Source organism: Candidatus Chromulinivorax destructor, assembly GCF_003366055.1.
GTDB classification, from domain to species: domain Bacteria; phylum Babelota; class Babeliae; order Babelales; family Chromulinivoraceae; genus Chromulinivorax; species Chromulinivorax destructor.
This window is the reverse complement of sequence record NZ_CP025544.1, coordinates 596,430-620,736: the sequence shown is the minus strand read 5'-3', so window position 1 is coordinate 620,736 and position 24,307 is coordinate 596,430. Positions and strand designations below refer to the sequence as shown.

At 33.5% G+C, this 24,307-nt stretch carries 23 protein-coding genes; 13 read left to right on the top strand and 10 right to left on the bottom strand.

Annotated elements, in window-relative coordinates; translation table 11 throughout:
* Positions 1–9: 9 nt before the first annotated feature.
* A complete protein-coding gene (locus C0J27_RS03135) occupies positions 10–1,269 on the top strand; it encodes a hypothetical protein (protein WP_115585740.1) in 1,260 nt (419 codons plus the stop codon).
* 73 nt (positions 1,270–1,342) lie between these two features.
* Here the strand turns inward: C0J27_RS03135 and C0J27_RS03130 are convergent, their stop codons facing one another.
* From C0J27_RS03130 to C0J27_RS03105, 6 genes are all read right to left on the bottom strand, one after another.
* Positions 1,343–1,669 carry a hypothetical protein gene (locus C0J27_RS03130; protein ID WP_115585739.1) on the bottom strand — a complete coding sequence of 109 codons (327 nt, stop codon included), beginning with the start codon at positions 1,667–1,669 and terminating at the stop codon, positions 1,343–1,345.
* A 416-nt stretch (positions 1,670–2,085) separates the two neighbouring features.
* The gene (locus C0J27_RS03125; protein ID WP_115585738.1) at positions 2,086–2,490 is read right to left on the bottom strand and encodes a hypothetical protein; all 405 of its coding nucleotides are present in this window, start codon (positions 2,488–2,490) and stop codon (positions 2,086–2,088) included.
* Positions 2,491–2,535: 45 nt separating this feature from the next.
* On the bottom strand, positions 2,536–3,021 hold the full coding sequence (locus C0J27_RS03120; protein ID WP_115585737.1) for a hypothetical protein: 486 nt from the start codon (positions 3,019–3,021) through the stop codon (positions 2,536–2,538).
* Positions 3,022–3,087: 66 nt separating this feature from the next.
* Positions 3,088–3,456: a hypothetical protein gene (locus C0J27_RS03115; RefSeq protein ID WP_115585736.1), complete on the bottom strand. Its 369-nt coding sequence runs from the start codon at positions 3,454–3,456 to the stop codon at positions 3,088–3,090.
* Positions 3,457–3,558: 102 nt separating this feature from the next.
* Positions 3,559–3,999 (bottom strand): hypothetical protein, encoded by a 441-nt coding sequence (locus C0J27_RS03110; RefSeq protein ID WP_115585735.1) that lies wholly within the window; start codon positions 3,997–3,999, stop codon positions 3,559–3,561.
* A 12-nt stretch (positions 4,000–4,011) separates the two neighbouring features.
* Positions 4,012–5,067: a hypothetical protein gene (locus C0J27_RS03105; RefSeq protein ID WP_115585734.1), complete on the bottom strand. Its 1,056-nt coding sequence runs from the start codon at positions 5,065–5,067 to the stop codon at positions 4,012–4,014.
* A 100-nt stretch (positions 5,068–5,167) separates the two neighbouring features.
* Here C0J27_RS03105 and C0J27_RS03100 point away from each other — a divergent pair, with 100 nt between their 5' ends.
* The 7 genes from C0J27_RS03100 to C0J27_RS03070 all read left to right on the top strand — a co-directional run bounded on the left by C0J27_RS03100 (position 5,168) and on the right by C0J27_RS03070 (position 11,456).
* On the top strand, positions 5,168–6,385 hold the full coding sequence (locus C0J27_RS03100; RefSeq protein ID WP_115585733.1) for a type II secretion system F family protein: 1,218 nt from the start codon (positions 5,168–5,170) through the stop codon (positions 6,383–6,385).
* Between the two features lie 31 nt (positions 6,386–6,416).
* A complete protein-coding gene (locus C0J27_RS03095) occupies positions 6,417–6,836 on the top strand; it encodes a type II secretion system protein (RefSeq protein WP_115585732.1) in 420 nt (139 codons plus the stop codon).
* Positions 6,826–7,386: a type II secretion system protein gene (locus C0J27_RS03090; RefSeq protein WP_162801760.1), complete on the top strand. Its 561-nt coding sequence runs from the start codon at positions 6,826–6,828 to the stop codon at positions 7,384–7,386. The genes C0J27_RS03095 and C0J27_RS03090 overlap by 11 nt, the downstream gene beginning before the upstream one ends.
* Positions 7,364–7,792 (top strand): type II secretion system protein, encoded by a 429-nt coding sequence (locus C0J27_RS03085; RefSeq protein ID WP_115585730.1) that lies wholly within the window; start codon positions 7,364–7,366, stop codon positions 7,790–7,792. Before C0J27_RS03090 ends, C0J27_RS03085 begins: the two co-directional genes overlap by 23 nt.
* On the top strand, positions 7,789–8,691 hold the full coding sequence (locus tag C0J27_RS03080) for a PulJ/GspJ family protein (RefSeq protein ID WP_115585729.1): 903 nt from the start codon (positions 7,789–7,791) through the stop codon (positions 8,689–8,691). Before C0J27_RS03085 ends, C0J27_RS03080 begins: the two co-directional genes overlap by 4 nt.
* A 71-nt stretch (positions 8,692–8,762) precedes the next feature.
* A complete protein-coding gene (locus C0J27_RS03075; RefSeq protein ID WP_115585728.1) occupies positions 8,763–9,842 on the top strand; it encodes a hypothetical protein in 1,080 nt (359 codons plus the stop codon).
* A gap of 15 nt (positions 9,843–9,857) precedes the next feature.
* Positions 9,858–11,456, top strand: coding sequence for an MlaD family protein (locus tag C0J27_RS03070; protein ID WP_115585727.1), 1,599 nt, complete (start codon positions 9,858–9,860; stop codon positions 11,454–11,456).
* Between the two features lie 65 nt (positions 11,457–11,521).
* Here C0J27_RS03070 and C0J27_RS03065 read toward each other — a convergent pair whose 3' ends face one another.
* Positions 11,522–12,316: a hypothetical protein gene (locus tag C0J27_RS03065; protein ID WP_115585726.1), complete on the bottom strand. Its 795-nt coding sequence runs from the start codon at positions 12,314–12,316 to the stop codon at positions 11,522–11,524.
* A 615-nt stretch (positions 12,317–12,931) separates the two neighbouring features.
* Here C0J27_RS03065 and C0J27_RS03060 point away from each other — a divergent pair.
* Positions 12,932–14,662 (top strand): NCA2 family protein, encoded by a 1,731-nt coding sequence (locus tag C0J27_RS03060; RefSeq protein WP_115585725.1) that lies wholly within the window; start codon positions 12,932–12,934, stop codon positions 14,660–14,662.
* On the opposite strand, the gene ybeY is transcribed toward C0J27_RS03060, so the two are convergent.
* A complete protein-coding gene (gene ybeY, locus C0J27_RS03055; RefSeq protein ID WP_115585724.1) occupies positions 14,642–15,106 on the bottom strand; it encodes an rRNA maturation RNase YbeY in 465 nt (154 codons plus the stop codon). The genes C0J27_RS03060 and ybeY overlap by 21 nt on opposite strands.
* A 139-nt stretch (positions 15,107–15,245) precedes the next feature.
* On the opposite strand from ybeY, the gene C0J27_RS03050 reads away from it, so the two are divergent.
* Positions 15,246–17,606 carry a hypothetical protein gene (locus tag C0J27_RS03050; protein WP_115585723.1) on the top strand — a complete coding sequence of 787 codons (2,361 nt, stop codon included), beginning with the start codon at positions 15,246–15,248 and terminating at the stop codon, positions 17,604–17,606.
* 70 nt (positions 17,607–17,676) lie between these two features.
* Here C0J27_RS03050 and C0J27_RS03045 read toward each other — a convergent pair whose 3' ends face one another.
* Positions 17,677–20,133 carry a valine--tRNA ligase gene (locus tag C0J27_RS03045; RefSeq protein WP_115585722.1) on the bottom strand — a complete coding sequence of 819 codons (2,457 nt, stop codon included), beginning with the start codon at positions 20,131–20,133 and terminating at the stop codon, positions 17,677–17,679.
* Positions 20,134–20,308: 175 nt separating this feature from the next.
* Here C0J27_RS03045 and C0J27_RS03040 point away from each other — a divergent pair, with 175 nt between their 5' ends.
* The 3 genes from C0J27_RS03040 to C0J27_RS03030 are packed head-to-tail and all read left to right on the top strand — an operon-like array spanning position 20,309 to position 23,123.
* Positions 20,309–21,007 (top strand): zinc metalloprotease, encoded by a 699-nt coding sequence (locus C0J27_RS03040; RefSeq protein WP_115585721.1) that lies wholly within the window; start codon positions 20,309–20,311, stop codon positions 21,005–21,007.
* Positions 21,007–22,203 carry a tyrosine--tRNA ligase gene (tyrS, locus tag C0J27_RS03035; protein ID WP_115585720.1) on the top strand — a complete coding sequence of 399 codons (1,197 nt, stop codon included), beginning with the start codon at positions 21,007–21,009 and terminating at the stop codon, positions 22,201–22,203. Before C0J27_RS03040 ends, tyrS begins: the two co-directional genes overlap by 1 nt.
* Positions 22,204–22,211: 8 nt before the next feature.
* Positions 22,212–23,123: a hypothetical protein gene (locus tag C0J27_RS03030; protein ID WP_115585719.1), complete on the top strand. Its 912-nt coding sequence runs from the start codon at positions 22,212–22,214 to the stop codon at positions 23,121–23,123.
* 275 nt (positions 23,124–23,398) lie between these two features.
* Here C0J27_RS03030 and C0J27_RS03025 read toward each other — a convergent pair whose 3' ends face one another.
* Positions 23,399–24,193 (bottom strand): hypothetical protein, encoded by a 795-nt coding sequence (locus tag C0J27_RS03025; RefSeq protein ID WP_115585718.1) that lies wholly within the window; start codon positions 24,191–24,193, stop codon positions 23,399–23,401.
* Positions 24,194–24,307 lie beyond the last annotated feature (114 nt).

Below are 24,307 nucleotides of genomic sequence, written 5' to 3'. Positions count from 1 at the left end.
GGACACTTGATGATGAAAAACAAACTCATAGCTATTTGTAGCTTTCTTATGCTCAATTCGTGTATGGTAGCAGCGCCACTTGGCTTTTTAGAACCATACAACTTTATGATCGAAGCTGAGCCTATTTATGGAAAGTCAAAATTCCAGTTTACGATACTTACGCAATTGAGTTATGATAACGTATCGTTTAATGAAGATGGTCATGAAGTAAATGCTTTGCAAATATATGAACCAGAGCAAAATTTATTAGGGTTGTTTCAAGGTCTTGGTAATGCAAGCCAATTTAATCAATTGGTTAACTCGTTGGCAGGTGGTGCTGGTGGGGGTGTTAATAATGGTGAAAATGGATTATTTACTCCAACCGGAACGTTTGATGGATCTCAGGTAGCGCTTCTTGCATCGTATATGTTTCATCAACATTGTTACTTTAAAGTTTCTATTCCCGTGTATAAAGTTAACTTAACTGATGTAAACTGGGTGTACTCCGGTAATAATGAAACTTTTGCAGGGCAAGCTATTCAAACGCAACTTGTTAATAGTTTTACGAGTGAAGCTTTGCAGGACTTTAATCTTTCTACCGGAAATTATAGCCAGGCTGGCTTTGGTGACGTTACGATGCTTCTTGATTATGTTTGTGATTATCCGCAAGGTCGCAGCCTGCTTCGCAACGTTCGAGTTCATTTACGTTTAGGTTTGAGCGTTCCAACTGGAATCGTCGCTGATGAAAATCAGATCATGTCAGTACCTTTTGGCAATGATGGATCAGTTGGGCTTCCATTTGGCGGTGGTCTTGATGTTAACCTTGGAAGATATTTCCAATGTGGATTTAGAGGCCAATTTTTATATCTTTGGGGCAATGCAAAACCACGTCGAGTTTCAAATTTTCCAAGTCAAACCTCATTATTGTTACCACAAGTTGCTATGGTGTATAAAGAGTATGGTTTTATTCAGCAGTTTGATCTGTACGCACAAGCATACAATTTTGTTGGCGGCTTATCATTAAAATTAGCGTATGAATATTATAGAAAAGCTCAAGATCAGATATCAGTACAAACACCTGGATTTGGTTATGAACAAGTTAATACAGATTTACGCTTAAATGAACAGACTCGCCATAATATGATAGCTGTATTATCTTTTGATTCAGCTTTCTTAAAAAATACCAACAGAATTCATCCGCAAGCATCCATATTTGTAAATATGCCATTTAATGGTTCATTTGCTTCACTTCTATCAACGGTGGGTTTACAACTTACTTTAGATTTTTAAACTTGAGCATGTACAAAAAAATAAAGGGAGTAATATTATTTACTCCCTTTTGTCTTATTAGCATGTAAATTTTTTATGATCCGACTATTGTTTCACCACCGTTGCCATCGATTGTCCAATTCCACTTAGCCTTGCCATAAAAACGATTTGCCATATGAGCATTTATCTTGTTGGAATCTTTATAGACTCCATACGCTATCTGAGATTTTGGATCAATTTTAAATTGGTTTACAGTGCCTGGCTCAGGTTGCATTAGATTTACCTTACCTTCAACACCGAGCTTAGTATCTAATGCCCAAAATTCATAGCGATGCTCACCTTGAAAATTTGACAGAACTTCTCCAGCAGGCAGGTTAAGTGTAATTATTGTCATGCCACCGGCAAAAATAGATGCATGCACGCATGACGCTAAAAATAGACTATATAAAAAATTTTTTATAAGATTTCATAACTTTTCCTTTTTTAAAAGTATTATTTCTACTTGCAACTATAACCTTTTTTGATTCTAGGAATCAATGATATTGTGGAATTATTTTTAACACATAAAATACATTACATTCATGATGAATATTGAGTTCTGCCAATCAAATATTTACAAGAAATTTTTGCTGTACGTTTTCTTTAAAAACTTAGGTAATTTGCTAGGCTGTGAGCTGAATGCACTCTTTTTTTAGATAGAAAGAGCGCAAAGTGGCTGCTGTCGGAAATATTTCTGGAGATGAGCGCAGCAATATGGTAGGTTTTTATGCATATGTAAATTTGGTTCACACAGCATGTTTAAGCTATGGTATACACTTGCATAGAGCCGTCGTATTATTATGACGTTTTAGATTTTTTGTTAAAAGTGGATTTTTCGTTGTCAGATGTGTTTATTTCTTTTCTTTTTAAATTTTTATATCGAATTTTTTGCGCCGTCCATGCAATCTTTTGTTCTTCTGACATTTTTGAGAAAAAGATAGCCCTTTTTATTTTTTGATTAAAAGCTATTGTTTCTTCTTCAGATAAGTCTTGAAAACTTTGAAAAGGGTTTTGCTGCATGCTTATCGCAAGTCTTTTTAGATTATTTTTTTCGGCCAGATAATATTCTTGTCCAAGGTCGTAGCGTAATTCTGTATTGTTCGATTCATTAAACGTTATACTTTTAGATGGTTCACTTGCTTGTGTTGTTATTGCAATATTTGTGATGAATATCATAAAAAATAATTTTTTGGCGATGTTCATATATTTGGATCTTTACTAGTTTATGAGAGGGGTTATTTGATCGAATTATTTTTGGTTGGAATTACAATTGCAAATGTAGCTTAAATACACACATGTTGCTGTTGTTCCAATCAGACCTGCCACCATCAAGTTTATAATTTTTTTATTATAACTAAGTTCCTTTTTAAGGGATTTAATTTCTTCTTGTTGTTGTAATAAAAAAGGATAATCTGTGGTTCTTTTCGACTCAATGGTAGCCCACATTCGCTTTTTTACATTAACTGCATTACGCGTTCTTTCTATGTAAACAGCTTTTTGATCGTAAGGTAAGTTAGGTAAATTTTTTATATTTTCTTCTACTATCGCCATGTTTTCTTTAAGAGCTTTTTGATAATTATAATCTGGGGTGTACGTTACAATTTCATTAGCACGTTCATTAAAAGTTACAAGAGGTGATAATTCATTATACTGATCACAAGGTGAACTTGCTTGTATTGAGAGTGTCATTGATGCAATTGTTATGAAGAACGACAAAATTTTGATTTTATTCATGGGCTAATTTTTATAAAATTTGTAATAAAGATATATCATACGCACTGAGTGGTTTGTGATATATTTTTATGTATGCTTTTGTTTAAGAGTTGTCTTCGTTTTTATTTTATTGCGTATCCATTTAATTTTTGCTTCCGGGGATTTCATTTTTAAAATAGCAATTCGTTGTTGTTTTTTCTTGTGCTCTTGTTTTTCTTCAATAGATAAATCTTGAAAATTATGAGCAATATTTGCTGTGATATATTGAATATACTCTTTTTGTGTATTGCAATAGTGTGCGTCTACCTGAAAGTATGACGTTGAATTGCAAGATTCATCAAATGAAATTTTTCTAGATGAGCTTTTCTCTAAAGTTGGCTGTTCGTTTTGACTGCATTCAATTTCTTTGATTGTAAAAATAATCGTAAAGAGAAGCAACCGCTGGAGGGTTTTCATGCATTTTTTTTCGTACATATAGTAATAATAGTTTCTTATAGAATACCACAAATTTATTATTTGTTGAGGTCTCTGACGTATGCTACTTTTTACGATAAAAATTTATATGCAATGATGAAATAAGTAGAGCGCTGTTCCACCCACAATAAAGCTGGCGCAAGTTAATTGAAAGCTGTTTTTATAAAAGATATTTTCTTTTCGCAGTGTATGCAATTCTTGCATGTCAGCAATTTCTTTGTTTTTAGATTGCATGATTGCACGCCTTTTGTCCGGTAATTTTAGTAAGTTGGTTCGTCTTGTTTGTAGAGCATCCCATTCTTTCTTACGCATTGCTTTTTTGCTTGTATTATAATCTCTATTTTTTTCATAAGCCGATTTGTTTTCAATAAGCGTTTTTTGATACGTATGATCTGGACTATAGGTTGTGGTTTGATTAAGATCTTCTTTAAATTGTATATGTTTTTGTTTTTCACTTGCTTGTAGCGGCAGATTGATTATGCATAGAGCAAGCAGAAAAAAATTTAGCTTTAAAGATCTCTTCATTATTTTCTTTTTTTATAGAGGTTGATTATTGCTTGCAGTAATATTGTGTTCAGGCATTTTTTCTATAGATGGTTTTGGTGCATAGTGATTTTTTATTTTTCTTAGTAAAAAATCTTTTTTGCTTGTGATTAAATTTTCTTGTTCTTCAATGGCAAATAATAATAAATCTTGTGTATAAATATCACTGACGATCTGCTTAAATATTTCTTCGCTGATATCATCGTGCGAAATTTCTATAAAATAACAAAAACGATGAATGAGCGACCAATAAATATCATCAAGAGCATCAGCATCATTGATTAATTTTTTTGTTAAAAAATTGTGAGACTGTTCTGCTAGTTCATTGATTGAGATCCAAGCATCATATGCTTCATGAGGTGACCAGACTAATTTATTCATACAGATTTCTAAAAAACGTAAGATATCTTTTCTTACATGCTCTACATCAATGTGTTGTTGAGTTTGAACCTCGTTTGTTTTTTTTGCAATTTGTTCTGATAAAGCTTCTAAAAAAGCATCAGGATTTTTTTGGAAGTATGAGCTATACGTAGAAAATATGTGTGAGAATCGTTTTTTTAAGCTTTGTTGTAGCTCTTGCAAGAATGATGCTTCTTTTTTTTGAACGTATGGGGTTAAATTTTGAGCAAGCTTTGGCATTGCGGTAATCAAACTGTATGAATTGACAAAATCACATCCTTTTATTTTTTGTAAAAACAGTTTTATAATTGATAATGCGTATCGTTCATCTTGCTGGTGTTGTTGACCATATTCAAGAAACTGAATCATGTGATCTAACGTGTAAGGTAAATATTCCGTATATTTTTCGTGATTATACGTATGCATAAAAAAATGTTCAATGCCATGTGGACTAAATTTAATTGGTCGTAAGAAAAATTTGAGTAGTTCATTTTCTGGATGAAATAGCAGTAAATTTTGATTTTTTATTGCTTGTTCTTGTTTATGAGGATGACTTAATAATGGTATTAAATTATCGTTGTCGATTGCAAATTGTTGATTAGTCTGTAGAATCAACCCCATGAACAAGAAAAAAACAGAGTTTTTTTGCATAATAATTTCCTTTGTGATAAAGCTTTATAGTTAGAAATATACTTGAAAAGATAGTATTGGCAAATTTGCATAAGCCGAATGAAAAAAAGGTTGAAAATAAATGGCACTTTACGTCTATAAAGCTCTTACAAGAACAGGTAAGCAAACTTCAGGGCAGTTGGAAGCTGCATCGGTAGGAGCTGTTCGTGAAGAGCTTGTTACCAAAAAATTATATCCAATTTCAATAGGTCTTTATAACGACTCATCTTCTTTTAAACATTTTTTTGGAAATTTATTTCAAAAAAAAGTGAGCTTTAAAGATCTTGTTTTTTTCACCAAGCAGTTAGGTGTTATGCTTCGCTCAGGGGTTCCTTTGCTGCAAGCTCTTGAACTTTTAACTGAGCAGTTTACTGGAAAACTGCATAATATTTTAGTTTCGATCAAAGATGGCATTAAAGAAGGTTCTTCTTTTGCTGATGGCCTTGAACGATATCCGGATACTTTTAGTATTATTTATGTTCAGCTTGTTCGTGCTGGAGAGGCAAGTGGCAAGCTAGAAGTGATTTTGGATCGATTGATCGATTATCTTGAGCGTCGAGAGGCTTTACGAAAAAAAATATCGGGAGCTTTATCGTATCCACTTTTTCAACTTGCGCTTATTTTTGCAATTGTTATTGGGTTAATGATATTTGTCGTTCCTAATTTAATGAATGTAATTAGTGGTATGTCTGGAGAATTACCATTATTAACAAGAATATTAATGGTATCGTCAGATTATTTAATTAATCACTACATGTTTTTAGGGGTAATGTTTACACTCTTTTTAATTATTCTTGGATATGCTGCTTCGACAAAAAGAGGCAAGTATGCGGTTGATTATCTCAGTTTATATACTCCAGGTTTTGGATATTTTTCTCGTACCAATGCTGTCGTACAGTTTTCAAGTACACTTGGTATGTTGCTTGAAAATGGTGTCAATTTAGCACCTGCATTAGATATTGTTTGTAAAATTATTTCCAACAGCATTTTATCTACATCCCTGCAGCAAGCAAAAGATAAAATTATCAAACAGGGTAAAATTACACCCTTTTTAAAAGAGACAAAAATTTTTCCTTCACTTGCTATCTATCTTATTAATACTGGTGAGCAAAATGGTACGTTAGATCAGATGCTTTTAGTGGTAGCACGAAATTATGAAGAAGATTTATCTGAGATTGCAGATAATTTAACTGCTATGATTGGTCCAGTTATGACCCTTGTCATGGGATTAGTTGTAGGGGTTATTATGTTTGCAATTATGGGTCCTATTATGAATATGTATAACTCTTCGAAGTTTTAAAAAACTTCAAGTCAAAAAAAGGGATAATGTTATGGTATCGCAACACAAATCGCTGCAATCAGGATTCAGTTTAGTTGAATTAATGATTTCTTTGGTGATTATTTTAGCTATTATTGGTATGATCGCTCCCTCTTTTGCTCGTATTTTAGGCAAAGGAAATGAAGCAACAACAAAAAACACGTTGAAAATCGCAAAACAAGCAATCACAGAATATAACATTGATACCCATCAGTGGCCAACGACCTTAGCTGATTTAGAAAAACGACCTGATGGCATTTCTGGATGGTCAGGGCCATACTTAGCTGATTCAAAGTGGAGCGGCAAAGAAATTGAAGATGCTTGGGGACAGCCGCTTGTGTACAAAAAAAATGAAAAAGGTGCTAAGCCACCATATCAACTGTACTCAAATGGAAATCCAGACAAAGAAGAAGATCGAATTGATGCAGAATAGTACACAACAATCAGGCTTTTCTTTATTAGAATTGATGATAGTTTTTGCTTTGCTTGCAATGTTAGGAGCCCTTGTGGTTCCTAACATTTTTAGAGTAAAACCAGCTGCTGTTCAAAAAGAATTTCTTTCATCGCTTGATTCTTTGATTCAACAAACTCTTGCACGATCTGTTATGGAACAAAAAGTTCATCAAGTTTATTTTAATATCAAAGAAGAGCTTGTGCAGATGCGAGAAAAAGATCCAAAGTCAATTGAAAGATCGACTCACAAGCAATTTACACAAGTTAAAGATGCTCAATATATAACTCAAATTGTTTTTTCAAAAGACTTTAAAATTAAAAATTTTTTTATTAATGGAATAGACGAAGTTAATCATGCAGCGCAGCTTGAAGACGTTCTTTTTTACATTATGCCTGATGGAACAAGTCAACCTGTTGCAGTTAATATCATTCATGAGCATGAAAATGCTGCGCAAGATAGCAATTTTAGTTTTGTCATTAACCCTTTTTATGCAAGGATGTCTGTGTATGAAGCCTTTCAAGCACCTTGAATCGGGGATGTCTTTTATCGAAGTGGTACTGGCGATTGGTATTTTAGCAATATTTGGGTCATCCCTTTTTATGATGCAAGCATATTTATTTAATAGAATTGCATTTGCAGAAAAAGCTTTAGTTGCTAAATTACAGATGCAAACTGAATTAATTGCCTATCGTTTGGATATATTAAAAGAGCTTTTTGCTTTTAAGGGGCCTGTTACGGAGAGTTTGCAAACAAAAACAAAAGAATTTTTTAATCCTGACATGACCGTAACGATTGCGACTCGGTCAGACTTTAAAGAAACAAAATTTAAATCATTTCAAGATTTGTATCTTATTACAACAAAAGCTGAGCAGAGCGATACGTTATATGGTAGTTCTTATACATTTGTTTATATACCAAAGGTACCAAAAAAATGAAGTCACCTGGTTTTTCGATGCTAGAAATTATTATTGTTATGGCTGTTTCAACGATAATCATGACATGTTTATTTGAGATTTATAATCAAACTTCGCGCAATATGCAAAGAGTTCAGCGATTTGTTTTTCAAGATAGCCAAATCATAACATTACAAAGCAGATTTGAAAAAGACGTTGCTGGCTTAACATCAATATGGTTTAAACAAGCTGAGCTTGAAAATTTGCAGGCGCAACAAGAAAAAAAACCAGTATCAAAAGAATTTAAAAAACGCAGCTTTTATTTTTATAGTGTTAATAAAGGTGAGCAACTAGACTTCTTAACTTTTTTGACAACAAATCCTTTGCAATCATATGAAAAAATAACTGATCGTTTTGTTCGTGTTGTTTATGCCTTGCAGCCAGATCCAGCACATGAAAATCTTTTCAGGTTAATGAGAAAAGAAATCTCTCCTGCAACTGAATTAATTGATGAAAAATCATTGCAGTCAGGTAAGTTTTATGAATTGATAACAGGGATTAAATCGTTAGAATTATCTTACCATTTAGTAGACAGAGTTGTTTTAAATAAACAGTTTCGTGCAGAAAAAACCAAAGAAGGTGAGCAAGAGAAACAAGAAGAACTTGCCCCTATTGTTCGTCTTGTCAAGCAATGGCAACCTGCAGAAAGTGCAGAAAAATCTGTCGAAAAAAAAATCAATCCTGGTGATCAAGCTGATAAAGAAGATACATTAGAAGACTTAGGGGGCGCACCGGTACCTAAATTTATCGAAATGAAAATTACATTTGGGCAAACTTTACAACAAAAAGAACAAACTTGTACGCTAGGCTTTTCTATTCCATCAACGGTTGATAATGCTCCTAAAAGCATATTTGCTATAAGGGCTGCAACGAAAAAATAGGCTTTTTTGTTTGTTAAAAGTGTAAAATAAAGTAAGGATTACAGTATTCGTTAACTATAAAAGGTAACATCATGACACAGCAAAAAGGTTATATTCTTTTTATTACATTTTCGATGTTAGCGCTGTGCGCAACCCTCGTATCAATGTTCATGATCAAAGGAATTACCCATAAAAAATTATCATCAGCTCTTTTGCAGCGAGAAAAATTACAAGACTTTACGGTTAATTGTGTTGCTATAGCTCAAAGTTATTTATCTATTTCAGCTGATGAGTTAGGTAAAAATGATACAAATAAACAGTCTGAATCGTCTGAAAAAAAAGCTCCTATTGATCCTGTAAAAAAAACTCTTGAAAAATTTTTAGCGGTGCGAAATGATGGGCAAAAATTTAATTTTGAAGAAATTGAAAAAAACTTTCCAGTTGTCATTAACTTGACCTTTTTTGCTGAATCAGGAAAAATTAATATTAATGGGTTGTATGATCTTGTGCAGCAAAAGTTTTATGATGAAGGTGTTGCAGGTAAAGATCGGAAAGTTTTTGCAACGTGGTTATTTGATAGAATTGCAAAAATAACAGAAAAGCCATCCCTGTTGCAACCCTTTATAGATCACATGAAGCAAAGAAAATCTCCTCTTAATGATGTCACTGAATTACTTACAATTAAAGAATTTTCAACATGTTTTGCAGATGCAATTTTTTATAGTAAGGGGTCAGTTGACCAAGCAGATAATGCTCGTAATAAAAAAATATTTTTAATGGATATCTTCACTGTTGCTCATGAGAGTGATGTACTACAACCGTGGTTATTTTCACCATCTGTTTGCGTGTTATTAGACATAGCGCAAAAAAATGAGAAAAATGGTATACTTGAAAAAAAAGAAGAAAAAATAGATATATCTTCTTTTAAACAAGAATCAAATTGGCAAAAAGATTGGGATGCAGCACTCAAAGAATTATATGGAATCCCATATGATAAAATCCCTGATTCAGTAAAAGGTTTGCTTGCAACACAGTTTTCATCGACTGTGTTTTCAGTTATGGCCACTGTCTCAAAAGAGGATGTAATAGCGCAGGTTTTTGCGATCTTAAAACAAAAAAGATTGCCAGATGGTGCTATTATATATGATGTAATAAAAACATATCAAGTCTAGGATTGGAGCAAGACTTTGCAAATAAACACAGAAACAAAAGTAGGAATTTTTGTTGTCGTTGCACTAGCAGTTTTCATGTTCATGATTCTAGGAATCGGAGCTTTTCGTTTTAATTCATCAGGTTATGTTGCGTATAATATTTCATTTGATGATGTTGCAGGTTTGTCTCGCAAGGCAGAAGTTAAGATGGCGGGTGTTAAAGTAGGTTGGATCGAAAGCCTTGTTTTAACTGAACCATATCATAAAGCACGTGCAACTATTATGGTTAATGAAAAATATAGATTGTATGACAATGCCTATGCAATCGTTCGGCAAGATGGGCTTATTGGTACTAAGTATTTAGAAGTTATACCTGGCGATCCGCTACTACCATGTTTAGTTCCAGGGTCATCGCTTGCTAAGTCTGGCCGTGAATCTGTTTCTATGGATGAGCTTCTGTTTAAATTTAGTAATATTGCAACACATGTTGAACAAATAACCGATAGTTTAAAAGATTCTTTTAATAGCGCTGAACGTGGTGATCAGCTGAGAATGATGCTTGAAAACATGTCAATGGCGGCAGAGAAATTCAACAGCCTTGCAAACTCATTAAATATCGTTGCAACAAATAATGAAGATAACATGCAGTCAATGATTGCTGATTTTCAAGATTTCGCCCGTACTTTACGACAAGATATGCCGTCTTTAACAGAGCATATTAACAGGCTTTCAACGCGAGTTGAATCTGATTTTAGCCGTATAGCAGATCATTTAGGTAGCTCTGCTTCTTCATTTGAATCAGCAGCACAAGAGGCAACTGATGGTTTTGCAAGTATGAGTTCTGTTATTGAAAAAATTGATGAAGGACGTGGTTTACTAGGAAAACTGGTCAACGAAGATGAAATGTATCGTGATATTAAAGATGCAGTGACTGGTATGAAAAATTATCTATCAAAGTTTCAGACCTTGGGTATTATTTTTGATTGCCATTCAGAATCGATGCATCGTCCTGTCGATAATTACGCTTATGCTGATTCAAAAGGTTACTTTAACATTCGTATACATACTTCTGATAGTTTCTTTTATTTAGCACAAATTGTTGCTTCAGAAAAAGGATTTTTAAGTCGTCATTTTGTGTATGAAAGTTATTTTGATGAAAAAGGTAGAATCTTAGATTATGCAGAGCTTCCTGAAATTGGAACAACTGATGATGCAGCTCGCAATAAGTTCGCATTTGCGCCTGAAAAGCTTATAAGAGAACGAAATCCTATGGCTTTTGGTTTTCAGTTTGGTAAAATTTACCGAGATATAGCAGTCAGATTTGGTTTATTTGAAGGCGCATTTGGTGTTGGAGCAGATTATTATATTCCATTCTCAAACGAAAAAATTGCATGGACAACCACGCTTGAAGCATTTGATTTTAAAGGCTTACAGCGTTATGACATGTGTGATCGACGACCACATTTAAAATGGATGAATAGAATATTCTTCTTGAACAACTTGTACTTTGTATTTGGTGCCGATGACTTTGTGAGTCAGACGAATGCTAATGCCTTTTGGGGTCTTGGTATACGATTCGGTGACGATGATATGAAGTATCTTCTATCGAAATTTGGATTATACGTTAACGTATAGTCATAAGAAATGAAAAAGGGATGTGCCTATTTTGCACATCCCTTTTTTCGTTATAAAAAATTTATTTAATTTTTTTCTATTTTATAGTTTGCATACCAGGTTGCAAAAATATGCTTAATAAATAACAATTTATGTAATTTTGCTTGTGCCGTTGCAATCGTTGCTGCATCAACAAAAAATAAGTGTGAACATCGAACTCTTTCAAGCCACGTGTAGATAGTAAGTAATTCTTCAGCATTTTTAATTTCATAAGCTAAATTTTTTGAAAATTCAACTAATGAGTAGATAAAATTGGTAGGATTTTCAGGGTCAGCATAACGCGTTTGAATTTCATAAATAAGATCATCGCCAATATTTTGCGCAGAATAACTCATAAATTCTTCAAAGCTACAATTATTTCTCCAGCTGTTCCATGATGAAGCGGTCGTAAGAATTTGCTGCCTGCTGTAAATTTGATAACCAATATAACCGTATACCGTTGCAAGACCTGCGCATGAGCATTTTATTTTGTTGTTGCTTATAAATGCAGCAATATTTGCTATAACACCTTTACAGCTGTCAATGCTACTTGATATATATGTTTGTATTGTTTTTTGGCTTTGTTCATTAAATTGGAGGAGATCATTCGTTGTTTTTTGATACTGAGCGCTTTGATGGGCTGATGAATGATCGCTTGATACGCTTTGGTTGATAGTAATTTGAGGCATTGGTGGGCAGTGGTAAACTTCAAGTCTTTTACTCAATTCTGCCATGAGTTTATCAATATGTTCGATAGTTTGCTGTGTATATTTATCTTCAATTACAGGATACACAATAGCGTTTGAACATAGAAGGATAAGGTAGATATAATACATTTTCATAGAGTATTCTTTCTATATAAATTCTGATTTCTATTATGAATAAGGTGGAATATTTTACAGGTAATTGTAAACACCTTGCATGTAAAATTTGTTGTATTGCCTTTTATCATTAAATTATTTTTTATGTGGTAAAAAATAATAAAAGCTGAGATTATTTCATGGAAAATCCTTTCTTATTACACAGCCATTGTCATCTTGGTTTATCACATGATTTCTTTATGGTCAACTACAAAAAAAAATAAAATTTCATATTGAATTATTGCTTTGACAGGTTGTTAGCAGACTGTTTTTAACATTTCGTATTGTCTTATTACTTGGTTGTCAGATGATATTGATGAGCTATTTTTTAAAATGAGTATCTTGTTTATTGCAGTAATTAAGTAAAATATGCTCTTTTTTAATAAAATACCTGCAAAATTGAAATAAAAAATCTACAAAAAAGATGGTTGTAATTTTTGTAAAAATCGCAAAATAAGGTTATTACAATGGTGCTTAAAATATATTTTTTAGATAAATTTTAAGCTTGCCAATTTGCTTTATTAGCAAACATCGTATACTACATACAGGTAGTGATAAAATTCATATAATAAAATGTAAGTAAAGTAGAGGAGTTTTATGACATATGTTCTGGTTTTTTTATTAGCTATCGTGAGTTTTCAACCATTGCGATTAGATGCGCTTTACGCAGATTCATTAGATGGGCTTTTACATCAAAAATTAAAGATGATTGAAAATCAATCATTGCTTGAAGCTGCGATCGCAGTTCAAGATATTTCTGCATCAGTTCATTCTGAAAGTTCGATGCAAGAATTATATGACCTTATCCATTCATTAAAATTTTGTTCATTTTTTTTAACAGAATCGTCACCAAATATTGTTGAAATACAATCTATTCTTGGTGCAAAAGTTTATTTGTGTTTACTTAGTTCTCTTGAAAATAAAATGCTGTATAAAGCTGAAAAGCATAGTCGTGCTCTTGCATACTGGAAAGCAGAACTATTTTATGAAAAGCGAGATTTTTTAGATAAAAATATAACTCGTTGGTTTCATGATGCTTCCTATATTGACACGATACAAGATGCAATTAAAAATCTTGAATCTCTTTCTGCTCAAACATATACATGTATTGGTGTTATTAAACAAACTAAAAAAATGCTCTTGCAGGCACCAGATAAAGATTCGTTTGAAAAAACAGTTATGACAGTTGTCCAGATTCATGAATCTTTTTTAGATCGTCCTTTAGGTAAAAACAATCTTGATATTTATTCAGTTATTATTAATACAGCTGAAAGTTTTTATGATCTGAGTAAAAACATGTCATCAAGCTATATTACGTGTCAACCTGCACATCATTTTAAGCGAAATCAGGTTGCTTATGCATCGACTGTTGCTGCAACATGCGCATGTGTTATTGCTTATATGTTGTATAAAGATGATGTACATGCTTGCATTGATGGGGCATGCCAGTCAGTACAAGATTTTTGGAATACAAAAGTAGAGCGTCCTGTGGTAAAAATGATGAATACTCTCTCAGGTCAAAAAAATAATCAGTTACTTGATACGCAACGAGAAGAGCAAATACTGCATGCTTTGCTTGTCCAAGGTGATAGTTCTGCTCCAGCTCGAGGGGCTGATGTTTCGGATGTTGAGGCGCTTGTTGATGAAAGTTCTAAGTATATAGGCCAAGCAACTTCATATGTGGGCAGAAAGATGGATATATTTGGCTTATTTACTACTCAAGAAAAAAACAGTTTTGCGCAAGGAGTTGTTGGTGTAAATATGAATGAAGTCAATCAACAAATTTTTGATGGAATGACTCTTGAGCAACGTGAAGCTTTGCGTTTGCGTGTAGCAGCAAAAGATAGCATTATTTTATCATATCCAAAAGCAAATTTAACAGAAATTTTTCCAGCTTTGGAGCGAAGCGTTTTTAGTCCAATTGTAGAATTGCAACGAGCGGTTAATACTTTATATGAAGAAAATCAGTTAATGATTGGATTAGTTGCGATGTTTCCGGTAATAACACTTTCTGGTGCATCTTTTTTTGCATCTAAAAAAGCGTACTATACAAGTTTTTATGAACCAATTTGTCATCTTATGCGTGATATAGAAATATTTGTAAATAGCGCTATTGGCAAGCAAAAATCTTTTGAGCAAGAAGGGCATCTTTCTTTTTTACTTTGGCAATTACAGAAAAAATCTGAAATATTGCCGATAGATTATGCGATGTTGATGCAGCAAGACATTGCAGAATTAGCATCAGATGATCTGATGTATGAACAAAAATTTAATACTATTTTGCGAATGTATAGAACGTATCCGTTCTTACTCCCAGGAGCAATCTAGATCGATTGACTTTGCAAGAGATTTTTCTTTTTTGATCATGATTTTAAATTCATCATCTTCAATGTGATCATAACCAAGTAAATGACAAATACCATGAATGAGTAAGCGATTCATACGCTTTTCAAACGTGGTATTTAATTTTTTTGCCGCAGCTTGTACATACTCTATTGATATAATCATATCGCCAAGATTTTTATCATCATCGCAGGTAGGTTTGATTTTTGTTCCTGCAGGAATATGATGAAATGGAAATGAGAGCACGTCTGTTGCTTTGTCTTTATCTCGATACGTCGCATTATATTTTTTAATCGTAGCATTTGTTGTCAACAAAATACCAAGATCAAAGTCACCATAGCCAAGAGCTTGTAAAGCTTTTTGTGCTTGTACTTTGTATGATTCTGTATCGAAATTGAGGTTTTTAAGTTTGCTGGTAAGGTTTATCATATTTTTATTATAGCCTAGCTCTTTTTTTAATTAAAGTAGATCTTGTAAGAATCTTTACAATTAAAAATATTTTGTAGTACAAAAGAGTAAAGATTACCCTACATTTATACGAATTTAAATTGATCAAGGATTGTAAGTCATGAAAAGTTTTTCATCTGTTTTCTATGTATTTCTATTTTTTTTTAGTTTTCATTCTATCCAAGCAATGAATTTTAATACCAATCTTTTGCCAAAAAATATTGGTAAATTACCGCAGATGCTGGATGAAAAAAATATTATAGATGAAAAAATAGTATCACCAGCATTGATTTTTATTTGTGGTGAAGCAATTGCGTTGAAAGATAAAAAATTAAAAGATGTGTATACAGAGATTCAACATCTTGATGAATCTGATGATACCGATTCTTTTTTTGAATATTCAAAATTTATAGATCTCGTAGCGCCTGCACATACAACTCCTGATAATTATGTCCAAGCTATTAATCATGCTATTTTATTGTCTGCAACAACTGCATGGGCTCCTGATGTCTACGTAGGAAAAACACCTCAACAAATTATTGATTATATGAAATTAGCTCAATCAGCTATGTATAAAGACGATAAAATGTTTAGTTTAAATTTAGATGTTGCACGAATTATGCCCCAAATGATACAAGATCAGGTGAGAAGTTTACGCGCTGTTGATATAAAACCAGTTGCAGATAATGCATCAAAAAAAATAGTTATAATAGCTCCATCACAACAGGCCCATGAATGGACATTTGTGTTTAAAGATACGTATGAGAATGGTGCGCTTGCAACAGCAAGTCCGCTTTCAACTCAAGGAACTTTAATAGGGCAGCAAGCAAAGACAATTTTAGACACAGCAATTGCTCATCAAAAATCATATGTAGAGTATCTTGAAGTTTTAGTTGCATCAGTTAAGCAAGCTGATATTAAAACTTCAGACAGCCAGGTTGTCATGCCTTTAGAGATAGTTGTTAACAAAGAATCGGTCAGTATTGTTGGAAAAAATAGCAAGCAACTATACGACCTTGTTATGACTGAGCAAGGTGATACAACGAGTCTGATCAAAAATCTTGAAAGAAATTTGCAACCAGAGCAAGTCAAGCAATATTTTATGACGTTGTGCGCTGAAAACGATTATTGCATAACTCAGAAAAATAAAATTCAAGAAGCTATAGCTTTATTTAATGGATCTTTTGATGCAAAAAAAGCTATGAAAAAACCGGAATCTTTTGGTGATGCATGGCTTGTCAAAGCAAATGAGTATAAAGGTACTTCAGTCGATATTGTTATTGATCCTTTATCAGCTCAATGGGCAAATTTAGTCGTTGAATTGCAAAATTGCTTGCAACCAAAAGTTGTGAGTACAGGTGTTTATAGATTGGTTCCCCTTACTAATAAATATCCACATGTTACACAGACTTTATATAGACAAGAACAAGTCATACTTGCAGCAAAAGCTGTGTATGATAAAGCTATTTCTATTATTGAATCTATGAAGTTTAAAATGGATGGCACAAAAAAAATTATGCTTAATCTGTATCCGGCTCCTATGAGCGCATTTCAGGCTGCATTTAATGCAGTATATTTTTTTGATGAAAAAGAAGGCTATAAGGTCGTTATCAATAAAGAGCTTAAAGATTTGCAAGATCCTGAGAATGTTGAAATTATGAGAGCGGCTCTTTTACAGTTGTTTGCAGGAATCGATTTTGGAGTTATTAAAAAAGATTTGAGTGCAATACATGAGCAAGTTCAAGAAGATGGTAAAAATATACCAGCATCAATTATAAAGGCTATGAAAGATTATATCGCACAAGAAAAAATACAAGTAACAGCAACTTCGATGCTTAAAGTTTTTAATGCAACAAAAAATTCTTTTGTTGATGGTTGGAGAGCTGTTGGGCCAGCAGGAATACAATCCCCATCTGGAGGAATGATTGGTATGGATGATGTTGTAAAACTCATGAAGCTTGAGGATATTGCTCAGCAAAGTACTCAGGGAGCTGTTAATGAATCTGAGTATGTAAAGTTGCATAAACATATCAAAGGGACGCAAGCTGAAGACGATGATTCAATATTGTTTATAGCATTGCGTGGTGGTAAAACATACAAAGAATATCTTGAAATGCTAGCAAATGGCAACACCGTAACGCCTGAAGTTGGTATTACAAAAGACCTTTATAATCAATTATTGCAGCAAGTTGTTGCTCAAATAAGTGGAAAAGCTCTTACGAATATGAAAAAAAATGGAATAAAATTAGGTATTATCAATACAGCTGCATATAAAGATTTGAATTTTGATCAAGATTATACTAATAAGCTATTTGAAAGTTTATTTGTAGGTGATTCATTTGAAAAATTTACAGGGCAAGAACAAGAAGAGCCGGTAAAAAAAAAGCTTAAAATAGATGATACTTTTATTTTTAATGACTTTAAAAAATCAATAGTAGCTTCAAATATACTTTTAATAAAAGCTATCTACAATCAAGACTGAATTTTAAAGAAAAGGGAGCTTATAAAGCTCCCTTTTCTTTGAGGTATTTCTTACTATCTACTGAGCTATTTTATAAGCTCACTGTAACTTGAGCTGACCAGGTTTCGTTCGTTTGCAAGAGCACTGAATTTGTTATGTTTGATGCATAAGCAATTTCTTTGGCTGTTGTAACACCTTTAATAATATTTTCTTGATCAGCAAAAATATAGTTTAAACTTTCATCTAAGGTTAAGACGGTAAGTTCAGTTTTTAATGATAACTGTTGTTCAGTTTTAAGTTTTCTGACCGTTGTAATAACTTCTAAGATTTTTTCCATCGCAGCGTTATTATCAGTATCAACAGGGTGCATGTTGTGTTGCAACTGTGTGATATGCAATGAACTTTTGCCCACAACTGACTTAAATATTCGTTGATAAATATTTTCAGTGATGTGTGGCAAGTATGGAGCGTAACATTGCAAAATTCTTAATCCTACAGCAAAGAGCGTCCAGCGAGTAGCTTGTACTTGCTCTGGAGTATAGTTTTCTGGTTTAAAGAATTGATCTTTAATAATTTCAAGATAGTTATCACAGAAATCGCTCCAGAAAAGTTTTTCTACTGCTTGTAAAGCTGCACCAAACTCATTTTTATCAAGAGCTGCGGTATATTTTTCTAACATAGTTGTTGAAGCGTCAAGCATCCATTGGTTAACCACACCAAGTTCTGTAGTTGCTACAGATACATGATGATAATCTTCCATGTGCATGTTGATAAAACTAAAGGCATTCCATAGTTTTGTCATGAGTTTTTGGCCAGTTTTAATCTGATCAATTGAGAATGCAATGTCATAACCAAGGGTGCCTGTAGCAGTCCAGTAACGAATAGCATCAGGTGCAAATTGGTTGACTAAGACTGATGGCTCTGTTGGACTGTTGCCTTGTGATTTTGAGATTTTCTCTTTTTGTTCACTTAACACAAAACCAGAGATGACAATCTCTTTCCATGGTGTTTTTTCGCTATGCATCCATGCTTTAATAATCGTGTAAAAAGCCCACGTTCTAATAATATCATGAGCTTGTGGACGCATGCTCATCGGAATAAAGTCTGGGTTTGTTTCAAATGGAGATTCATCATTGTCGTAATAGAGTTGTTGCACAATGTATGGGGTAATTGATGACGTATTCCAGGTGTCCATAACATCTTTTTCTGGGCGTAAGTTTTTGCTACCACAGCCATCACAAGCACCATTTTTATAGGTAGTTTCTTGAGGATCAAGTGGTAATTGCTCAATGTCTGCAACTAAAACTTTGTCGCAATCTTGGCAATACCACACAGGAAATGGAATTCCAAATACACGTTGACGAGAAATACACCAGTCCCAACTTAAATTTTCTACCCAGTCGATGTACCGAGTTTTCATAAATGCAGGCGACCAGGTTATTTGGTCAGCAAGCTCTAAGAATTTTGTTTTATTGCTTACCACGTTGATAAACCATTGGGGTAAAACAACGTACTCAATTTCATTTTTACAACGCTCATGAACGTTTACATTATGACTGATATTTTTTTTGGTAAGAACAAGATTAAACTCTTCAAGCAGTTGTAAAATTGTTTGACGAGCTTCTAAAACTTTAAGACCTGCAAGAGGGCCTGTATGTTCTGCCCAGCGGCCATCAAAACCAATTGATTGCTTGTAAGGTAAGTTGAATTTTTTAAACCATTCTATGTCAGTTTTGTCACCAAAGGTACAACACATAACAAGACCAGTTCCTTTGGTAATACTCACACTTTCATCTGCAAGGAAAGGAACTTCATTGCCGTAAATTGGTACGATAGCAGTTTGTCCTGCAAGTTGTTGGTAGCGTTCGTCTTCAGGGTTGTACATAACTGCAACGCATGATGGAAGCAATTCTGGGCGTGTGGTAGCTATAACGACTTTGATGCCTGTCGATGTTGTAAATTCAATATCATTAAAAGTTGTTGCAACTTCTTTGTCATCTAACTCAGCTTGAGCAACACTTGTTCTGCACGAGGTGCAGTATAATGCAGGCTCATTTTTTAAATACAGATGTTTTTTGTGAAATAAACGAACAAACGATTCTTGTGATATTTTTTGCTCTTTTTTGCCAATAGTTGAGTATGTTTTTTCAAAATCAGCTGAAATACCGATAGTGCGCCACAATTGAACGAATTCGATTTTCATCTCTTCAGTTGTCGAAAGGCATAGTTCAATGAATTTTTCGCGACCAAGTTTTGCTACGCCAGTTTTATGTTTTTTTTCTACAAAACGTTCGGTAGCAAGACCGTTGCAGTCAAATCCAAATGGATAAAATACGTTATGACCCGTCATACGTTTGTATCGGGCTATGATGTCAGCTTGTGTATAAGAAAAAATGTGCCCAATATGTAAAGAACCAGAGACTGTTGGAGGTGGTGTGTCTATGGTGAAATTTTTAGATTGATGTGAATTTTTTGTGTACGTATCGTTTTTTTGCCAAATCTCGCGAGCCTGTTGATCTTGACTGGTATGGTCGTATCGTTTTTCCATGGTATATTTCGATTCAAAGTCTTTTTTTGTTGGTAAAATAACTATAGAATTTTAGCTTACTACAGAATAAGAGATCTTTCAAAAATTGGGGATATCTCAGTTCTCATTTTGGTATCTCATTTTTTTATGGTATTTTGATAGGGTACATATTTTCACTTCTAAGGAAGGATTTTTAATGAATTTAGATCTTATACGCAATTTGCAACTGATTATTATTGCTTTCCTGTCATATATTGTAACTGTTACTTTTACCGGTTGGTTTGAATCCTATATTGCAAAAAAAATGGGGGATGATACACCAGAGCAGTTAGGCTTTTTAAGTTTTAATCCCTTAGACCATTTTAATGTCTTTGGATTTGCAGCAGTCTTGTGGAATTTGTTTTATGCTAATTTGTTACCTTTTGGTATTATCCCTGCATGGGGCCGTTATATTCCTTTGTTACCTGATACCATGTATGGTAAAAATCTTAAGCTGCGAGCATTTGTTGAATTTATGGGCAGAGCTCTTGGTAATTTAGTTCTTTTGATGGTCGTTACTATTCTTGGTGCAAGCATGGGTTTGTTTAACATACATACAGCTCATCCAGCTTTGACAATTCATCCATCATCGTTTGTTGAATCAATTCTTGGGTTGTTATTTTTTATGTATCAACAAAATTTAATGTTATTTGTTTTCCATTGTGTACTTGGTATTTTTAAATATATATTTCATTTTTATCTACCAAGATTTCAAGAATTATCATTCCAAAAAATTATTATAGGATGCCTTGTTCTTTCATTGGCACTTTTTATTATACAGCCGTTACTTGTTACTTTTGTATACATCATCATTGATGTGTTACAACAACTTCTTTTGAAAGTGGGATTATTATAATGGATCAAATCGAAAAAACATTACAACTATTGCAACAAGGAACTGTTGATTGTTTGCCAGCAGGATTACTGAAAAAAAAGTTAGAAACTGGTAAAAAATTAAAAATTAAGTTAGGTATGGATCCAACTGCACCAGACTTACACTTAGGTCATGCGGTTGTATTGAGAAAAATGCGCCAATTTCAAGATCTTGGGCATGAGGTTATTTTTTTAATTGGAGATTACACTGCTGCTATTGGTGATCCAACGGGGAAATCAAAAACTCGTCCACCATTGTCAGTTGCAGATATTGAAAAAAATTCAAAAACTTATTTTGAGCAAATTGAACGAATTTTAGACCCCGCAAAAGTTCGTATCGAGTATAACTCGACCTGGTTATCAAAGTTATCATTTAGTGACACAATTCAGCTTTGTGCAAAAGTTACGGTTGCGCGCCTACTTGAACGTGATGATTTTGCAAAACGTATGAGCAATCAACAGCCTATTGCGTTGCATGAATTATTGTATCCAATTATGCAAGGATATGATTCAGTAGCACTTGATGCAGACGTAGAGCTTGGTGGAACAGATCAGACATTTAATTTATTATGTGGAAGATTTTTACAAGAGCAGTATGGGAAATCACCTCAAGTAATTTTAACAACTCCATTACTAGAAGGTCTTGATGGCGTTGAAAAAATGTCAAAATCACTTGGTAATTATATTGGATTAACTGACCAGCCATCAGATGCGTATGGTAAATTAATGTCGATATCCGATACATTAATGTGGCGTTATTATAGTTTGTTGTTATCAGTATCTGATCAAGACATTCAAACTATGAAAAACAATGTAGCTGAGCAAAAAGTTCATCCTATGGATTTAAAAAAACAGATGGCTTATAACATTATTCAAGAGTTTTGGTCTGAGCAGCAAGCTGTTGCAGCGCAAGAAAACTTTATTGCACTGTTTCAGAAAAAAGATTTATCACAAGGTAAGCCTGTTGCCTTGCCTTCAACTATAAGTAATCCAATATGGATTATAGACTTGTTAAAAGAGCTTGGTGCAATCGCATCAACATCTGATGGTAAGCGCTTAATAGAATCAGGTGCTGTGTCATGTGATGGTGTAACAGTTTTAGAATTTAAAGCTGAAATTGCATGGCGTGTAGGTATGACTATAAAAGTTGGTAAACATAGAATATTTACTTTAACTTAAAAAAATATATGAAAAATAAAAAGTTAGTTTTATTCGCGCTGACATTGTTTATTGGTGCAGGTATAGCTACGATGAATAAAAATCATGAATCAGTAGTTCAAGAAACATGCAATAAAAGTATTGTTAATGAACAAGGGCATCCAACTGATGTCTTATTACAGTTATTATCATTAACTGATATTGAACATGATGGTTCGTTAGCTTCGATAGTTCAGGCAACGCAAAAAGCAGACTCCGGGTGGATGCGAAAAGAAGGTTGTGAACGATGGGATATTGTTGATACAAATGTTGCAAATCAAAATGATTTTTTTGATCTATTTCATAAGTTACACCTCGTTGATGAAATTGTTCCTCAACAGCAACAATATGATTATGTATTGTTAATGGGTGCTGCCTATGACCGCATTGCAAGCAGATTGCAATATGCTATACAATTATGCAAGCAGGGTGTTCGGTTTGATAACGTAGTGATTTTATCGGGAGCTCGGCCTTTAACTGATGCAGAAATTACAGCATTACAACGTGACTATAATTTTAAAGATTCAGCTGCTGTGCCAGCAACAGAAGCTGAACTTATGCAATTTGTATATGATACTATAAAAAAACCTGAAAATATGGACCACATACCTGTGGTATTGATAAACGCTCCTATGAAAATCACAAAAAATGGTGCATTGGCTCGCCCAACAACAGGTGATACTGTTATAGAATGGATGAAATTAAATCCAGTTGTAGGGAGTTGTTTAGTGATATCTAATCAACCGTATGTTTGCTACCAAGATTCTGTAGCAAAAACTTTGTTACCTCATGACTTTACGGTTGAGACGGTCGGTGAAAAAAGTCACGATGTAACGATTGGTATTTATTTAGATACGCTTGCACGAAATTTGTACCAAGAAAAAATTCGGTTGAGTTTATAACAGCCTAGGCTGCGTGAACCAAATTTACATGTGCACAAAAACCTATGGTATCGCTTCACTCATCTTGGCAAACAATTGTGGCAGCGGCCACGTTACGCTTTTTTTTATGTAAAGAAATAGTGCATGAGGCCAACCGGCTAGCAAATTCCCGGAGTTTTCGTAGAAAATGTAGGGTAAATCTTTAGAGTAAAAATTTGGTTTACTCAACTTAAAGATATTTATAGTAAAAAAAGTACCCAGTTTAGACTGGGTACTTTTTTATTAAGAAATTATATTTACTTAATTTTGAGTGTTTTTTTAATTTTTCTATTAATTTTTTTAGACTGATTCTGTAATTTTTTTCTTACCTTTTCTAAATCATTAACAGCTTTATTGTGTGATCGTGTTATAGTACCCTGAGCTTTGTCAAATTGTCCTTTAACAGATTTATCTGTTGAATGTGCAAGCACACGAATATTTGATGCAACAGCTGCTAATTCGTCTGTCGCTTCATCAATATCTTGTTCAATTAATTGTAATGATTTTTCTTGCATGGTGACATCTTTATGGGAAGCCTTTTCAAGGCTATCTAATTGATGTTCTGTTTGATTAAGATCACGGTCTGTTGCTTCTAGTCTCGCAAGAATACCTTGGATGATATTATGAGCAGCTGTTTTGCGTTTATGTTCTGAACTGTAAAAATCAACTGGAATTGATTGCTCATCAAGTTTTACAACTTCTGTAAGAACAAAAGTATCTGGGCTTGTGTAGGCAATGCCTTCTACAAAAGGTGATTCATCTTCTTGATCATTGTCGATTTCGTAAGAACTTACATCAAGTTGATGTGGGTTGTAATATACTTTTTCAAAAACATAACTTGAATCACTATGTTCTGATGAAACTGAGTCATTGTCTGAATCTATATCTGCTGTAGCATCAAGATCCGATTGTTGATACGATGGCATTGACACATGGAAAAATTCATATTCTTCATCATAATTATCTTCTTCCATCGTCAAAATCATGTGTGATGAATTGCCAACTGCCAGTAAGAGTAACATTTTAAAAATGTTTTTATTAAATTTTTTCATAGAAAACTCCTTATTAATTTCAATATGAAACATTGTACCATGTTTGACTTGCTAGAATCAATGATTTTAATCTATTGTTTTTCTATAAGAAAACTTTTTGGTGGGCAGGAGCAG

Coding starts and splice junctions, on each gene's coding strand:
- C0J27_RS03135 (WP_115585740.1), top strand. CDS start 10: ATGATGAAAAACAAACTCATAGCTATTTGTAGCTTTCTTATGCTCAAT.
- C0J27_RS03125 (WP_115585738.1), bottom strand. CDS start 2,490: ATGAACATCGCCAAAAAATTATTTTTTATGATATTCATCACAAATATT.
- C0J27_RS03120 (WP_115585737.1), bottom strand. CDS start 3,021: ATGAATAAAATCAAAATTTTGTCGTTCTTCATAACAATTGCATCAATG.
- C0J27_RS03115 (WP_115585736.1), bottom strand. CDS start 3,456: ATGAAAACCCTCCAGCGGTTGCTTCTCTTTACGATTATTTTTACAATC.
- C0J27_RS03110 (WP_115585735.1), bottom strand. CDS start 3,999: ATGAAGAGATCTTTAAAGCTAAATTTTTTTCTGCTTGCTCTATGCATA.
- C0J27_RS03105 (WP_115585734.1), bottom strand. CDS start 5,067: ATGCAAAAAAACTCTGTTTTTTTCTTGTTCATGGGGTTGATTCTACAG.
- C0J27_RS03100 (WP_115585733.1), top strand. CDS start 5,168: ATGGCACTTTACGTCTATAAAGCTCTTACAAGAACAGGTAAGCAAACT.
- C0J27_RS03095 (WP_115585732.1), top strand. CDS start 6,417: ATGGTATCGCAACACAAATCGCTGCAATCAGGATTCAGTTTAGTTGAA.
- C0J27_RS03090 (WP_162801760.1), top strand. CDS start 6,826: ATGCAGAATAGTACACAACAATCAGGCTTTTCTTTATTAGAATTGATG.
- C0J27_RS03085 (WP_115585730.1), top strand. CDS start 7,364: ATGAAGCCTTTCAAGCACCTTGAATCGGGGATGTCTTTTATCGAAGTG.
- C0J27_RS03080 (WP_115585729.1), top strand. CDS start 7,789: ATGAAGTCACCTGGTTTTTCGATGCTAGAAATTATTATTGTTATGGCT.
- C0J27_RS03075 (WP_115585728.1), top strand. CDS start 8,763: ATGACACAGCAAAAAGGTTATATTCTTTTTATTACATTTTCGATGTTA.
- C0J27_RS03065 (WP_115585726.1), bottom strand. CDS start 12,316: ATGAAAATGTATTATATCTACCTTATCCTTCTATGTTCAAACGCTATT.
- C0J27_RS03060 (WP_115585725.1), top strand. CDS start 12,932: ATGACATATGTTCTGGTTTTTTTATTAGCTATCGTGAGTTTTCAACCA.
- ybeY (WP_115585724.1), bottom strand. CDS start 15,106: ATGATAAACCTTACCAGCAAACTTAAAAACCTCAATTTCGATACAGAA.
- C0J27_RS03050 (WP_115585723.1), top strand. CDS start 15,246: ATGAAAAGTTTTTCATCTGTTTTCTATGTATTTCTATTTTTTTTTAGT.
- C0J27_RS03045 (WP_115585722.1), bottom strand. CDS start 20,133: ATGGAAAAACGATACGACCATACCAGTCAAGATCAACAGGCTCGCGAG.
- C0J27_RS03040 (WP_115585721.1), top strand. CDS start 20,309: ATGAATTTAGATCTTATACGCAATTTGCAACTGATTATTATTGCTTTC.
- tyrS (WP_115585720.1), top strand. CDS start 21,007: ATGGATCAAATCGAAAAAACATTACAACTATTGCAACAAGGAACTGTT.
- C0J27_RS03030 (WP_115585719.1), top strand. CDS start 22,212: ATGAAAAATAAAAAGTTAGTTTTATTCGCGCTGACATTGTTTATTGGT.
- C0J27_RS03025 (WP_115585718.1), bottom strand. CDS start 24,193: ATGAAAAAATTTAATAAAAACATTTTTAAAATGTTACTCTTACTGGCA.